General features: G+C 70.0%; 11 protein-coding genes and 1 pseudogene. 7 read left to right on the forward strand and 5 right to left on the reverse strand.

Annotation, left to right across the window (positions count from 1 at the left end; genetic code table 11):
• Positions 1 to 28: 28 nt before the first annotated feature.
• A complete protein-coding gene (locus ELQ39_RS01020; protein ID WP_242590627.1) occupies positions 29 to 1,222 on the reverse strand; it encodes a cytochrome P450 in 1,194 nt (397 codons plus the stop codon).
• 470 nt (positions 1,223 to 1,692) lie between these two features.
• Between ELQ39_RS01020 and ELQ39_RS01025 the strand changes: the two genes are divergently transcribed.
• The 4 genes from ELQ39_RS01025 (at position 1,693) to ELQ39_RS01040 (ending at position 5,345) form a co-directional block, all read left to right on the forward strand.
• Positions 1,693 to 2,310, forward strand: a complete 618-nt coding sequence (locus ELQ39_RS01025) for an FMN-dependent NADH-azoreductase (RefSeq protein WP_277994579.1) — start codon at positions 1,693 to 1,695, stop codon at positions 2,308 to 2,310.
• Between the two features lie 143 nt (positions 2,311 to 2,453).
• Positions 2,454 to 3,710, forward strand: coding sequence for a cytochrome P450 family protein (locus ELQ39_RS01030; protein ID WP_242590629.1), 1,257 nt, complete (start codon positions 2,454 to 2,456; stop codon positions 3,708 to 3,710).
• A gap of 76 nt (positions 3,711 to 3,786) precedes the next feature.
• Positions 3,787 to 4,506, forward strand: coding sequence for a class I SAM-dependent methyltransferase (locus ELQ39_RS01035; RefSeq protein ID WP_242590630.1), 720 nt, complete (start codon positions 3,787 to 3,789; stop codon positions 4,504 to 4,506).
• A gap of 41 nt (positions 4,507 to 4,547) precedes the next feature.
• On the forward strand, positions 4,548 to 5,345 hold the full coding sequence (locus ELQ39_RS01040) for a methyltransferase domain-containing protein (protein WP_242590631.1): 798 nt from the start codon (positions 4,548 to 4,550) through the stop codon (positions 5,343 to 5,345).
• A gap of 987 nt (positions 5,346 to 6,332) precedes the next feature.
• On the opposite strand, the gene ELQ39_RS01045 is transcribed toward ELQ39_RS01040, so the two are convergent.
• Both ELQ39_RS01045 and ELQ39_RS01050 read right to left on the reverse strand, forming a co-directional pair.
• A complete protein-coding gene (locus ELQ39_RS01045) occupies positions 6,333 to 7,349 on the reverse strand; it encodes a Gfo/Idh/MocA family protein (RefSeq protein WP_190005839.1) in 1,017 nt (338 codons plus the stop codon).
• Complete coding sequence (locus tag ELQ39_RS01050; protein WP_242590632.1) at positions 7,346 to 8,341, reverse strand: Gfo/Idh/MocA family protein; 996 nt, start codon at positions 8,339 to 8,341, stop codon at positions 7,346 to 7,348. Before ELQ39_RS01050 ends, ELQ39_RS01045 begins: the two co-directional genes overlap by 4 nt.
• 970 nt (positions 8,342 to 9,311) lie before the next feature.
• Here ELQ39_RS01050 and ELQ39_RS01055 point away from each other — a divergent pair.
• The 3 genes and pseudogenes from ELQ39_RS01055 to tpg form a co-directional block, all read left to right on the forward strand.
• Positions 9,312 to 9,764 carry a MarR family transcriptional regulator gene (locus ELQ39_RS01055; protein WP_190005837.1) on the forward strand — a complete coding sequence of 151 codons (453 nt, stop codon included), beginning with the start codon at positions 9,312 to 9,314 and terminating at the stop codon, positions 9,762 to 9,764.
• Positions 9,761 to 10,072 carry a replication initiation protein, RepL2 gene (locus tag ELQ39_RS01060; RefSeq protein WP_190005836.1) on the forward strand — a complete coding sequence of 104 codons (312 nt, stop codon included), beginning with the start codon at positions 9,761 to 9,763 and terminating at the stop codon, positions 10,070 to 10,072. Before ELQ39_RS01055 ends, ELQ39_RS01060 begins: the two co-directional genes overlap by 4 nt.
• A 617-nt stretch (positions 10,073 to 10,689) precedes the next feature.
• Positions 10,690 to 11,007, forward strand: a pseudogene (tpg, locus tag ELQ39_RS01065) (telomere-protecting terminal protein Tpg); the annotation flags it as partial.
• Between the two features lie 81 nt (positions 11,008 to 11,088).
• Here tpg and ELQ39_RS01070 read toward each other — a convergent pair.
• Entirely contained in the window at positions 11,089 to 12,336 is a 1,248-nt protein-coding gene (locus tag ELQ39_RS01070) for a ParB/RepB/Spo0J family partition protein (RefSeq protein WP_242590633.1), read from the reverse strand.
• A complete protein-coding gene (locus ELQ39_RS01075; RefSeq protein ID WP_242590634.1) occupies positions 12,333 to 13,595 on the reverse strand; it encodes a ParA family protein in 1,263 nt (420 codons plus the stop codon). The genes ELQ39_RS01070 and ELQ39_RS01075 overlap by 4 nt, the downstream gene beginning before the upstream one ends.
• Positions 13,596 to 13,766: the final 171 nt, after the last annotated feature.

The raw sequence follows: 13,766 nt of genomic DNA on the forward strand, positions 1-13,766 counted from the left end.
CCGCGGGTCCTTTCGGGGAAAAGGGGGTTCACCAGGAGACGGGCAGGCTCTTCACCGCGAAGACGGATCCCTGGAGTCGCAGCGGCACCTCTTCGGGGGCGACGGCGAGGCCGAGGTCGGGGAACGCGCCCAGGAGGGCGGAGAAGCCGACGCGGAGTTCGACGCGCGCCAGGTTCTGGCCCAGGCACTGGTGGATGCCGAAGCCGAACGCCATGTGACCGGAGGTCTCACGGTCGATGTCCAGCTCGGCGGGGCACGCGAACTTCGCCGGGTCCCGGTTGGCGGCGGGCAGCGACACGGTGACGCTGTCGCCCTTCTTGACGGTCTCACCGCCCAGTTCGATGTCCTCCAGGGCGGTGCGGTACGTGTCGTACTGGTTGACGGTGAGGTAGCGCAGGAGTTCCTCGATCGCGGCGTCGAGCTTGCCGGGATCGGCGCGCAGTGCGGCCAGTTGGGCGGGGTGCTGGAGGAGGGCGAACACGCCGACGGCAAGGGCGCTCTCGGTGGTCTCGTAGCCGGCGAAGAGGAGCAGCGTGACGATGTTGCACAGTTCCTCGTCGGACAGTTGGCCGTCGGCGATCAGGCGGCTGATGAGGTCGTCCTGCGGTTCCTTGCGCCTGCGCTCGACGACCTCGGCGAAGAAGGCCGCCGCCTGTCCCATGGCCGTCATGGCCTCCTGGGGGTCGGCGTCGGGGTCGTGCAGGAGGGTCGGGGCGTGGCCGTAGCGGTCGGCTTCCTCGTAGGGCAGGCCGACGAGTTCCGACAGGATCCGCAGGGACAGCGGTTTCGCGTAGTGCTTGACGAGGTCCGCGGGGGAACCGTGTGCCCGCATGGCGTCGATCTGTTCGGCGGCCACGGTCTCGGCCCGCGCGGCGAGCCGGCCGGCCCGGCGGGCGGTGAACTCGCCGGTGAGCATGCGCCGGTAGTGCGTATGGTGCGGCGGGTCCATGTGGATGAACATGCCGGGGATCCGCGGGTGGTTGGGCATCACCTGTCCGCGGTGCGTCACCGGGAAGTGCCCGATTTCCGTGCTGTGGCTGAACCTCGGGTCGCTGAGGACCGAGCGCGCCAGTTCGTAGCTGGAGGTGATCCAGCCGACGTGTCCGTCCGGGTACACCATTCTCGCGAGCGGCCGTTCCGCGCGCAGCGATTCGAATATCGCGGGGGGATCGAACTGATGGGTGCGCGCCCACGGTTCCTCGAAGGATATTGCGTCGCTCATGGAATCCTTCCCCGGTTTTTCCTGCCTGCCATTCCGGCATCTCGGCAGCCAGATTAGGCGAGCGGCGACGGGGGGTCATCCCTCGGTCCGGTAGGGGGCCCGCATTTCAAGCGGTCCTGTTACGCACTTCGAGCGCGGGCGGTTTCCTTGAATTCCGGTCCAGGACCGCTCGACCTTCGCTCCAGGAATCCCGCTCATGTGTTCCGGTGACGCGGCGGCCGCGATCGGACTCAGCTCGCCCGCGAAGGGGCGAGCACGCCTGTCACCAGGGCGCCGGCGTTCTCGCGGCCGACCGGGACGGTGCGCGTGAACGCCAGGCCCCGACACCCCCCTACCAGGTCGGGGGGTGTCGGGCCGGCAAGGGCTCACTTAGTCTCGCCCATGAGATCAAGACCATGCTGTCGCGACGAATTGAAGAACGTCGCCGACCAAGTACAGGCGCGTTTCGCGACCATTAAGGGGATGTCCGCATGTCGCACCTTCTCCATGTCGATTCAAGTCTCGGTACTGAATCCGTGTCGAGGCGGCTGACGGCGTATTTCGCCGAGGAATGGCGTAACCAGCACCCGGGCGGCGGGTACGTCCACCGCGACGTCTCGGCTCAGCCGATCCCGCACATCACCGAGCCCGTGCACAAGGCGCTCACCTACCCGGGCACCGACAACGGCCAGAGTGCGCAGGAGCGCGACCTCACCGAGGCGATCACCCGGGAGGTGGTCGAGGCGTCCACGATCGTCCTGGGCGTCCCCATGCACAACTTCACGGTCCCGTCGACGCTCAAGGCGTGGCTGGACCGCCTCGTGCACCCGGCCCACATGGCGGTCCCCAGCCCGCTCGGCGGCAAGAAGGTCGTCGCCGTGCTGTCGCGGGGCGGCTCCTACGCCCCCGGCACACCGCGTGAGGCGTTCGACTACCAGCAGACCTATCTGAAGGCGATCCTGGAGGCGATCGGCCTCGGCGAGGACCTGACGTTCGTGACCGCCGAGCTGACGATGGCCACGGTGGCGCCGCAGATGGCGCAGTTCAAGCCGCTGGCCGAGGCCTCCATGGCGAACGCGTACGAGACCCTCGAGAAGCTGGCCCAGTAACCCAGTACCCCCGGGGGTCCTCAGGGCGAGACGCGTTCGCGGGCCCGCGCCTGTGGGCGCGCTTCGCCGACGCACAGCACCCGTTCCTGATCTGCTCGTTCGCGTTCGGTCCGCTCTTCCTTTGATGCAGAAGGGGAACACCCATGACCACGACCATCGGGAATCCGACCGATGTGGTCGAGCTTCTCTCGCCGGAGCTGACGGCCGACCCGTTCGGCGAGTACGACACGTTGCGCGAGCAGGCTCCGGTCCTGACCGGCACCTTGATGGGCGGGCCGCCGATGTGGCTGGTCAGCCGCTACGCCGACGTGCGCCGGCTCCTGACCGATCCCGTGTTCGTGAACAACCCGGCGTCCGTGCCGGGGGCCGCGCCGCGCGACCGCTTCACCATCATGAAGAAGCTCAACATCCCGACGGACCTGGTCGATTACCTCGCCGACAAAATCTTCGAGATCGACGGCCCCGACCACCGTCGCCTGCGCAAGCTGGCCTCCCGCGCGTTCACCGCGCGACGCGTGGCCCGGCTGCGGCCCCGCATCGAGGAAATCACCTCCACCCTGCTCGACCGGATGGCTCAGGCCGCACGCGACGGCTCCCCGGTCGACCTCATGGAGGCGTTCGCCTACCCGCTGCCGATCACCGTCATCTGCGAGCTGATAGGCATCGACGAGGCCGACCGGCCGCAGTGGCACGACTGGGGCAGCGTCCTGTCCACTCCCATGGCGCACGTCGAACGGCTCCCCACCGTCTTCCGCGACAGCATCGGCCAGTTGCTCGACATCATCGCGCGCCGCCGTGCCGCACCCCGTGACGACCTGATCAGCGCGTTCATCCAGGCCCAGGAGGACGACGGCGACCGCCTCTCCGACCGGGAGATGGTGTCCCTCGTCTTCACCATGGTGATCGCCGGCCACGAGACCACGACGTATCTGCTGGGCAACTCCGTACTCGCCCTGCTGGAGAACCAGGACCAGCTCGCGCTGCTGCGTGAGGATCCGTCCCGCTGGCCGCAGGCGGTCAACGAGCTGATGCGCCTGGGCCCCGCGCAGTTCGGGCAGCCCCGCTACCCGGTGGAGGACGTCGAACTGGGCGGCGTCAGCATCCCGAAGGGCGACCCGATCATTCCGCTGCTCCTGTCCGCGAACACCGACCCGCGCAAGTACGAGGACCCCCGGCGCCTGGACGTCGGCCGGGACACCGGGCACGCCCACGTCGGATTCGGGCAGGGGGCGCACTACTGCCTCGGCGCCCCGCTCGCCCTCCTGGAGGGGGAGGTGGCGTTGAACGCGCTGTTCACCCGGTTCCCGGACGTGTCCCTCGCGGTGGCCCGCGACGAGATCCCGTGGACGCTGCGCCCCGGCTTCACCCGGGCCGAGCGCATCCCGCTGCACCTCGGCTGAGCAGACCGCCGAGCCGCGCACCGGCGGGCCGGCACCGTCCGTCCTACGCCCACCACACCGTTCGCTGGAGACTCACGTGACCGAACAGAAGTACACGCTGCGCACCGTCACCCTGGACAACCTCAATCTGGAAGCCGTCTACGAGGGCTACCGCGAGGACACCCCGGACGCCCTGCCCACCCCCTGGGACATCGGCCGGGCCCAGTCGGCCCTGGTGGAACTGGAGGAGGCCGGCCAGATCAAGGGTGAGGTCATCGACGTCGGCTGCGGGCTCGGCGACAACGCCATCTTCCTCGCCTCGCGCGGCTACCGCACCACCGGCGTCGACGGTTCGGCCAACGCCATCGACGAGTGCCGCAAGCGCGCCGCCGCCCAGGGCCTCGACGTCGACTTCGCGGTCGCCGACGCGGCCAGCCTGGACGGCTTCGAGAACCGTTTCGACACCGTCGTCGACAGCGCCCTCTACCACTGCCTGAACGAGGAGAACCAGCGCAACTACGTCGCCGCGCTGCACCGTGCCACCAGGCCCGGCGCCAAGCTCCACCTCTTCTGCTTCTCCAAGGAACTCCCCCCGGCCTTCCCCGTCCTCCAGCGGATCAGCGAGCAGAACCTGCACGAGACCGTCGGCAAGCTGTGGAACATCACCTCGCTCAAGCCGGCCTCCTACGACACCTCCCTCACGCCCGAGATCCTCGGCCAGCTGACCGGCAAGCCGCCGCGCACCGGCCTGGACCTCGACAAGGAGGGCCGGATCCTGTCGCAGGTCTGGCAGCTCACCGCCGAACGCATCGACTAGCCGCCGCACCCACCCCGAGACCTGAGAAAGGACTTCCGCCGATGACCGAAACCCACGCCTGGAAGGCGGAGGATTTCGCGCAGGTGAACGCACCGCACGTCAAGACGGCACTGGCCGCGCTCCAGCTCACGGGCGACGCCCTGGAGCGGGGAGGCGCGTTCGCCGAGATCGGCTGCGGCACCGGGGAGGTCGCCCGGTTCGTCGCGGAACGGGGGTTCGAGGTCTGGGCCAGTGACGCGTCGCAGTCCATGGTGGAGGCCACCCGGAAGCTCTGCGACGGGCTCCCCGTGACGGCCGAGGTCCGCCCGGCCGAACAACTGGACTTCGGGGACAGCCTGTTCGACATCATCCACTCGTCCTGGGTGCTGCACTGGGTGACCGAGATCGACGAGCCGCTGCGCCGCGTGGCCCGCGGGCTCCGTCCGGGTGGGTACGTCGTCCTCCAGTGGACCGGCGCCCACCCGCGCCGCGAGGGCCCCGGCATGTTCGGCATCCTGCGGGAGATCGCCGGCAGCCCGAAGTGGAAGGACCTGCTCGCCGAGGCCCAGCCGGGGTCGTACGAGTACCCGGCCGACGAAGTGGCCAAGGTGCTGGAGGCGGCGGGCCTGGAACTCGTCCACTACGTGCCGGAACTCCCCCACCCGTTCAGCGCGAAGAAGACCCTGGCGGACCTCCCCGAGATGCGTGAGCGGTACAAGCTCGCCGGGTTCGCCACCCAGGCCGCCGCCCTGGGCGACCGTGGCGACGCGTTCGTGGACGAGGTGCTGACCGCCATGATCCTGGCGGGCAGGACCGACCCCCACCACGCCCGGATCATCGCCCGCCGCCCGGCGGCCTGACCCGGAAGCCCGCCCCGCACCGCCGAGCACGCGAACAGCGGGCCCGCCCCACCACGGCGACGGGCCCGCTCCCTTCATGCCTTGCCCGCGTGATCAGGAGCTGCACCGGTCGTGGGAACGGTCCCCGGACCGAGGGCACGGGTTCCAGCCAGGCGCGGAAGTGGCGCAGCAGCAGGGCGTTCTCGACGATGCGGTACCCCGGGACCCGGTCCTCGTCCTTCACCACCGCCGCCAGGGTCCGTCCGACGTGGTCCAGGTGGCTTCGGGTGTACGTCCGGCGGGGAAGCGCGAGGCGCAGCAGCTCGTACGGGGCGGTGGTGACCGGCCACCAGCCGGCACCGTCTGGGGGTACCCGGCGAGCACATCCTGACCGTGCCCTGCCTCACGCTCCCTGATCCGGACGCCGCGTGCGACGCCCAGCAGCCCCTGGAGTGCTCCGAATCCGTACGTCTCCTGGCGCAGCGCGCCGCCGCGCGCGTCCGCTCCGGCGTTCGCCGTCACGCCGCGCAACCGCGCCGCCGTCGCCCAACTGTGCCGGCGCCTCGACGGCATCCCCCTCGCCATCGAACTCGCGGCGGTACGTCTCGGCGCGATGGCGGCCGAGGAGATGCTGGAACGCCTCGACGACCGCTTCCGCGTGCTCTCCCTCCCCGACATGCCACGCACCGAGACGCGCTACCAGCACACCCTGCGCGGAGTCATCGACTGGAGCCACACCCTGTGCGCCCCACAGGAACGACTGCTGTGGGCACGCTTGTCCGTGTTCAGCGGCGGCTTCGACCTGTCCGCCGCCGAAGCCGCTTGCGGCCCTGAACGCCCAGGAGTACGCACAGGCGTGGGCGGACGGCGCCTCGGAGAACAGCGTGCTCCTCGCCCTGCGCACCAGCGCGAGGCCACCGTAGGGGAGCGCGGCTTCCCTCTGGAAGCCGCGCTACCGGGTCGCCACGACAGCGGTCTCCGTCCGACGGCGGGCGGGGCCCCGCTCGGCTAGGACGCCACGCCGTACGGCACGGCCAACTCGACGGGCCTGCCGGTACGCGCCGACTCACGGGCCGCCCGGATGACGCGCAGGGTGCGCAAGGCCGCCGCTCCGTCCGGGCCCGCCCCGCTCCCCCGGCTGACCCCGGCGACGAACTCGCCGAGCATGACCGCGTACGGGTCGGTCCCGCGCGTCTGCGGGCGCTCGCGGGACGTGACGGCGTCGAAGCCGCCGAGCAGCCGCGGGCAGGCGGTGAACTCCACGCTCGCCTTCTCGCCGATGAAGGTCATGACCGGCCCGGCCGCCGACGGCCCCGCGTCCGCCGCCCCCCAACTGCAGTCGAGCGAGACCACGGTTCCGTCCGCGTAGCGCACGGTCACCAGGGCGGCGCTCGCCACACCCGGCTCCGCACCCACCCCGTTCGTCTGCGCGTAGACCTGCTCCGCGTGGACACCGCCGAGCACCGCGTCCACCATGTCGAGGAGCTGGGGCGCGTTGGTCCCCAGCGCTCCGCTCCGGGCCGCCCGCTCGCCGGCCGGACGCGGCCCGTTGTACGCGCCGTGGATCGTCGTGAGGCGGCCGGTCACTCCACCCTTGGCGAGCTCCCCGCGCACGGCGGCGAACGCCGGGCCGAAACAGACCGGTGAGACGACGCTCAGCCGCACACCCGCCTCCTCGCAGACCCGCGCCAGCACGTCGGCGTCCCTCTCGGCGTCCGTCTCACCGTCGGTCGGCGGATACTCGCACAGCACCGGGACCCCGGCCCTGGCGGCCCGCTCCACCAGCGGGCGGCACGCGCCGGGCTCGCCGACGACGACCACCGCGTCGGGCCTCAGGCCGAACAGCTCGTCCCAGCCCTCCGCGAACGTCGCGCCGAGCCTGCGGGCAGTACTCCTCCCCCGCCCCGGGTCGTCGGGCGAACCGTCGGGGTCCGCGAGCAGCAGGTCCACGTCCGGCATCGCATGCAGCAGCCCGGCGTACGTCGCGGCACGCTCCTCGGCGAACGACAACACGGCGACCTTCATGCGGCAGCCCCCTTCACGGGCAGTTCGACGGCACGTCCCGTCCACGCGGACCGCGCCGCGGCCTGGGTGATGCGGACGGCGGCCAGCGCGTCGTGCGCCACGAGACGCGGCTGTGGCCCGCCCCGCAGCGCCTGGGCGAATTCTCGGATCTCGGAGGTGAACGGCGATTCCCCGTAGTAGCCGAACGTCCCGGCCGGACCTCCGGACACCTGGATCTCCTGGGGCCACTCGGAGTCGTGGACGATCGTGCCGCCCGTGCCCGAGACATGGAACGTGACCCGGATCGGCGGCTGCGGCGTAGGCGTCCATCGGCTCACCACCTGGCTCAGCGCGCCACCGGCGTGTGTGAGGACGACCGTGCCCACCGCGGCGGTCCCCTGCGGGGCCGGAGCGGTGATCTCGCCCTGGTAGTGGGCGTGCACCCGTACGACGTCCCCGAAGAGCCAGTAGGCGATGTCCACACCGTGCAGCATCTGATCGGTCAGGATGCCGCCCGACTCCGCGGTGGCATGGCCGGTCCAGGGACGCGGGTGGTACCCGGCCACGGTGAACCGGGCCACCGTGCCCGCGCCCAGACCCCCCTCGGTCACCAGCTCGTGCAGTCGGGCGAAGGCCGGGGCGAAACGGATGTCGTGCGCCGGGTAGACCGGCACACCGGCCTTCTCGGCCGCACCGACGATCTCCTCGGCCTCGGTCACGTCGGCCGCCAGCGGCTTCTCGCACACCACGGCCACCCCCCTGGCGATGGCGGTCAGGGCGATGTCCCGGTGCGTGTCCGTCGGCGAGCAGATGTCGACGGCGTCGACTCCGTCGAGGGCCTCGTCCAGGGAGTTCACGGCCTTCACCCCGAACCCGTCGAACTCCTGGACCAGTTCCTCGGCACGCCCGTCCAGCGAGTGGATCCGCACGCACGCCCCGGCGGCGAGCCACGCCTCCAGGTGCATCCGTGCTATCAGCCCCGCGCCGATCAGTGCCGTCTCGAGTTGTCGCACGGCGTCCCCCGCTTCTCTTCCCGGTAACTTCCGGTGTCTCCCCGGCACTTCTCCGGCACGTGTCGCCGCCGACACCCACAGGTCCGCAGCCTGGTCAGTGTCACCCGCCCCGCTGGAGGCGGCCATCACCAACGTGAGTAGTCCCCCACGTATCCCCCCTTGGACCCGACCGTCCTCACCGGCTCTCCCCGGGTGGCGGGTCAACGGTCCGCGGTCACGCACAGGTCCTCCCCGGCACGGTCACGGCACAAATGGCGTGGTCGGGGCCCGTGGTGGTTGCTGGAGGCACACGCGCGCCTGCCCGCCGAAGCGCGGGCATCGTCGTGGCTGACTTTCGGTGGTGCGGGTTCAGAACGGGCGGAGAGGAACTCGAGTGCGGGTCGAACAGGGCCGGTGCGGGCGCGGCGCGCCGTCGTCACCGGTCGCCGTACGCGAGGGCCGCTTCCCTCGCCTGTACGGCGGGACGTCACGGACCGTCGCCGAGGACCGCCCGAGGGCGGGGCGGCGCGGGGTGGAGCAGTTGGCGCTCACCTCAGCCAAGGGAAGAGAGTCCCCTGCCAGAACACCACCTGACCTGCATAAATACCCCTTCCGACCCAGATCGGCGGAACTGCCAGGCAGTTCCCTCAGCCGCACAGGACGATCAAGGGAACTGAGTGCCCGGTTCCAGGGATCGTGGCACCCGGTTCCGTCGGTCTGGCACCCGGTCCACAGGAACCGCCACACGGTCCTGAGGATCTGAGTACCACGATCCTGGGAACGCCTCAGATTGACGTCACGTACATGTCTGCGAGGTCGGAGGCACGCCGCCGGACCTGTTCGGCGCGTGGCAGGCGGTACTGTCGGCCGGCAAGGAGCACGGCCCACGAGCGCGGTTGATTGACTTCCTGATCATGTACGTTATGTTCATTTGGTCGGCCTCACGGCCGTCTGCCGCGAACACCGTCAAAGCCCACGCGTGGAGGGTCCTTTGGGAGCAGTACGCAGGCTGGTCGATGCCGACACCGGCGAGCCGGTCCCTTACGCGCCGTACGCCTTCTCCGGCAGGCACACCCAGGTGGACAAGGCACGCGTCGAGGCGATCACCGAGTCCAAGGCGTTCACGCCGAGCCAGAAGTTTCTCGTCCTTTGGTGGATCGGCGTCTCCCCCGAGGGGATGGAACCGCTGCGGGCCACGGGAGCGGACATCGCCAAGCGGGTAGGAATGTCCACGGACGCGGTGGGGAAGATCAACAGGAAGCTGGTCAAGCACCGCATCCTGGTCGTGCGGGGGCGCATCGGCAACTACAAGCTTTACCGCATCAGCCCTTACATTGCTTTCCACGGAACAGGGCTGGAGCAGCGTGAAGCGGTGAAGGCGTGCAACCCGCCGGACATCCCCGGTTTCGACAAGAAGACCCCCTCGCGGTGGGAGGCCCAGTGACCAGCGACGACAAGCAGAAGAACCTGGACCTGCTGAAGGCCACGGCCGGCATGACCGCGAACCAGCGTCTCGTCGTGATGCTGTACGCCCTGCATCCCACCGACCGGTCCGGGGCGATCCTGGAGACCGCCGCCAACCTCGCGAAACTGGTCGGCATGGCTCCCCCGGTGTTCTCCCGCACTCGCAAGCAGGTCATCGAGGCCGGCTGGCTCGAGGAGACGGAGAAGATCGGCCACATCAAGTACTACCGGCTCGCCCCCAAGCATCTCGGCGAGAACGTCGTCGTCCCGCTGCGTCGCGCGACCTGACAGCACCGCAATCCGACACGTCCTGAGCGCCGTCCCTCATTGACGTCACGTACATGAGGGACGGCGCTCAGGACGTCCTTGATGATTCCTGGGACAGCATCGAGAGGGGCCCCTGCCCGCCGGGGCGGGCGAGCGGCACGCCGCCGGTGATCATCGGCCGCAGGGACGGACACGCCTGTACGCGTTTTCGTACGCATCACGTACGCGAGATGTACGCCATGGGTGCCTTCGCGCGGTAGCGTGGCTCCGGTGCCGAGGCCGCCGCCGCGCCCTCCGGTGCCACCGTCGGCGTGCCCCCGCAGGAGCCGTTCTGCGGGCGGGGCGTCGGCCTCCGCGCCGTCCGCCCCGGCGCCGCAGGCTTCCTCCGGCCCGCAGCCCGACCGCGGGACCGGAGCGTCCGCCGCCCGGACCGCTCGCTCCCGGCCTTCGGCCCCGGCCTCGACGCCGACCGAGGTCAGGCCGGCACAGGTACTCTCCCCCACCGCCGAGTCGGTGCCGGGTCGGACCGTCAGGCAGTCGTCGGCCCCCGTCGTCCGGCAGCGGGCCGGACCGTCCCGGCGGGTGACGATCCGCGGTTCGAGAACGGTCCGCTCGCGGTCCTCGACGTCGAGGACGGCCAGGTGTGCAGGCGCTGGCAGCCCCAGGTCCGCGCCAGGGCGCGGCAGCGGGCGGCGACCATCGACGGCATCGTCCTCGACACCCGCGCCCGCATCGGCTACACCGCTCCCATCGGCACCACCGACGACGCACGTCTGCGCCAGTTGACCGTCGCCCTTCCCCCGCAGTACGCCGCCCGGCTCTTCGACGCGCAGCAGCAGGGCGCCGGCGAGCGGGGCCTCATGGAGATCACCGCCGAAGGGCTCAAGGAGGTGTACTTCCAGGACGTCGGCCGCCGCGCCGGCAGCCTTGTGGGGCACGTCGACTTCGAACTGTAGGCGGGCCGGCCGGGGAGGATACGCCCTGTCGGCACACCCCGCATCCGGTCGGCCCGCCTGCCACGACGGTGCGCTCTCGCGCTACTCCGCCCTGGCAGCCGACTGCTTCGACTGCTCCGACTGCTCCACGAAGCCACGCGCCAGTTCCTCCAGACGAGCCGGGTCCCGCTTCAGTGCCTTCATGCTGAGGAAGCGCAGGAGGGCGAAGAAGACGTCGTCCTTCTCGATCTTCGTGTCCAGGAGCATCGCGAGAGCACCCGGTTCGTCATACGGCACCTGGCGGACCTGCTGCGCGTCCCCGGACCCCTTCGATCCGGCACGGGACTCGGGCGTGTCCGTCCGCGGCTCCGGCACCGACTGAGGCTGCGCCGGAGCAGCCGGAGCCGGGGCCTGCACCGGGGGCTGAGCCTTCGTCCGACGCTGACCCTGCATCTGCGGACGCGCCTGCGCCGACGCCTGCGGGGAAGGGTGATCGTCAGTAGCCTGACCGGCTTCCGCCCGAGCCTTCGTCTCGGCGTCCCTTATTACGTCGTAATAGCTCTCGGCGGCCTTCTCCCCGTCCGTGCTCTCCGGCCGGGCCTCCTCCACCGGCTTCTTCCGGTTGCGTTCCTTCCGCTCGGCTTCCTTCCGGGCCCGCTCCTCCTTCAGCGCCTGGAGCGCCGCCTCCTGCTGCTCGGCCGGCTTGTTGCCCACGGCCCGCAGCAGGTCGATGGGCTCTTCGCTGATCCGAGCCTGGAGTTCCGGGGTGAGGTTGAGGAGAGCGAGCCGCTGGGAGACCCAGCCCTGGGAACGGTGGAGCCGCTTGGCCAGCGCGGTCTGGCTGCCATGGATGGCCAGGAGCCGTTGCAGGGCACGCGCTTCGTCCAGCTCTTCGAGGTCCTGCCGATGGATGTTGGCGACGAGAGCAGATTCGAGGAGTTCCTCGGAGGTGCTGCCCTGGTCGTCGCTGACCATCACCTTGAGCACGGCGAGGCCGGCTTCGCGGGCTGCCGCGAGACGGCTACTGCCGTCGATCACCACATGGGTGGTGTCGCGCTCGAGGTCCGCCGCGCGCTCCGGATTGGCCTTGATGTAGGCGTCGCGGTTCATGACCGTGATCGCCTGCTTCTGGCCGTGGGTCTTGAGACTGCCCGCCAGGTCGGTGAGGTCACCGAGGCTGGAGCGCGGGTTGTCGGGGTTGAGGCTGATGCGGTGCGGGGGAAGCACCGTCGGCGGGGCCACACCGTCGGTGGGGACCCCGGTGGCGGCGGCGACGGCCTGGCGGCGGGCGCTGACCGGGCGCGCTCCCCCACCGAATCGGCCGGCACCGAGCTGATCGGCCTTGCTCATGCGATCTCCCTGGCCAGCGCGCGCATGCCGATCGCCTGCTGGGACTTGGGCGCGTACGACAGCAGGGGCTGCTTCATACGCACGGCTTCCTTCTGTTCCTTGAGGTCTCCGATGAGCCCGACGACACGGGGATCCTTTATGTCCACCCACCCCTGGAGCGAGGAGGTGGCGATATAGCCGCGGCGGGAGTCGTAGAGGTTGACGACGATGCCGAGGTAGTCGATGTCGATCTGGAGGTCACTGCGCAGGTCTTCGATCTGCGTGGTGAGCAGTTCGTAGGCGTCGGCGGAGCTGTCTTCGGCCTGGACGACGATGAGGGCGCCGGACTGGCCGGGCTTCTCTCCGTCACGTCGGCGGCCGTAGTAGGAGGCCGCGTCCATGCTGAGGCCGAGGCTGGGCGGGCAGTCGACGACGATGAAGTCGTAATCGGATTCCAGCGGAGCCAGCGCCCGCTCAAGGGCTGCCTCCCTGGCGCGTACGGCGGACAGGCGGACGTCGAGGAGGAAGGCGTCGTTGCAGGCGGGCAGCAGGTGAAGCCGGCCGTTGAAGGTGTCGTCGTCGATGGAGACGATGAGGTCGCGGAGATCGCCCTTGGGGTCGCCTGCCATGTGGTTGGTGAGGCTGTCACCGTTCATGGGCAGAGGGCTGGCGCCGAGCTGGTTGGTGAGGTGGCACTGCGGGTCGAAGTCGACCAGGAGGACACGCAGTCCGAGACCGGGAAGGTTCTCGACGTCGAGGGGGTCGCTGCTCTGCGAGGGGTCGAACTCGGCGTCACTGGCACGGAGGGCCTTGGCGAGGGCCTTGGCGATCTGCACGGCGTGCAGGGTGTTGGGGTCCTCGGCGAGAGCCTCACCGAGTCCGGCGGTGATGGCGGTCTTCCCGACCCCGCCCTTCTGGTTGCAGACGATGACGCGGCGGGTGATCTCGGGACGGTCGACGTCGGGCGCGGGGTTGGAGTCGAGCCAGAGTTGCACGGACTGGGCCAGACCCTGGATCAGGGAGACACGGCGATCGGTGGCGATCTCACGGAACTCCTCCCACTGGCCCGGCGGCAGGAAGGTGGAGAAGGAGTCCGCGCCCGAGGTGTCGATGGTTGCCGGGGTGGACGCCAGGCTGCACCAGTCCCTGATGCCCTGTTCGACGGCGGCCTGGATCTCGATGCCGTGTTGAGCGGCTCTGATCTTGAGGTTCTGCCGGAGCCATCCCGGCAGCTTGGAGACGACCTTCTCGCGGTCGCTGGAGGTGGCTGGAGAACTCATGGAAGACACCTTACTAACGTCCATGATCCTTTGTGGCACCGACACGTTAGCAAGCAGGGCCCGTTGGGGGCGATGCCGCTATTACGCCGTAATAGCCAGCCCTGGCCGACCGGGGTCCGGTCAGACGCGGCACGGGTCTGACCGGACCGACCTACGAGCTATTACGCCGTA

The organism is Streptomyces sp. GB4-14 (assembly GCF_022696125.1).
Taxonomy (GTDB): Bacteria; Actinomycetota; Actinomycetes; order Streptomycetales; family Streptomycetaceae; genus Streptomyces; species Streptomyces werraensis.

Bases quoted from the DNA above. Each gene is read 5' to 3' on its own strand.
- ELQ39_RS01020 (WP_242590627.1), bottom strand. From the start codon at position 1,222: ATGAGCGACGCAATATCCTTCGAGGAACCGTGGGCGCGCACCCATCAG.
- ELQ39_RS01025 (WP_277994579.1), top strand. From the start codon at position 1,693: ATGTCGCACCTTCTCCATGTCGATTCAAGTCTCGGTACTGAATCCGTG.
- ELQ39_RS01030 (WP_242590629.1), top strand. From the start codon at position 2,454: ATGACCACGACCATCGGGAATCCGACCGATGTGGTCGAGCTTCTCTCG.
- ELQ39_RS01040 (WP_242590631.1), top strand. From the start codon at position 4,548: ATGACCGAAACCCACGCCTGGAAGGCGGAGGATTTCGCGCAGGTGAAC.
- ELQ39_RS01045 (WP_190005839.1), bottom strand. From the start codon at position 7,349: ATGAAGGTCGCCGTGTTGTCGTTCGCCGAGGAGCGTGCCGCGACGTAC.
- ELQ39_RS01070 (WP_242590633.1), bottom strand. From the start codon at position 12,336: ATGAGCAAGGCCGATCAGCTCGGTGCCGGCCGATTCGGTGGGGGAGCG.
- ELQ39_RS01075 (WP_242590634.1), bottom strand. From the start codon at position 13,595: ATGAGTTCTCCAGCCACCTCCAGCGACCGCGAGAAGGTCGTCTCCAAG.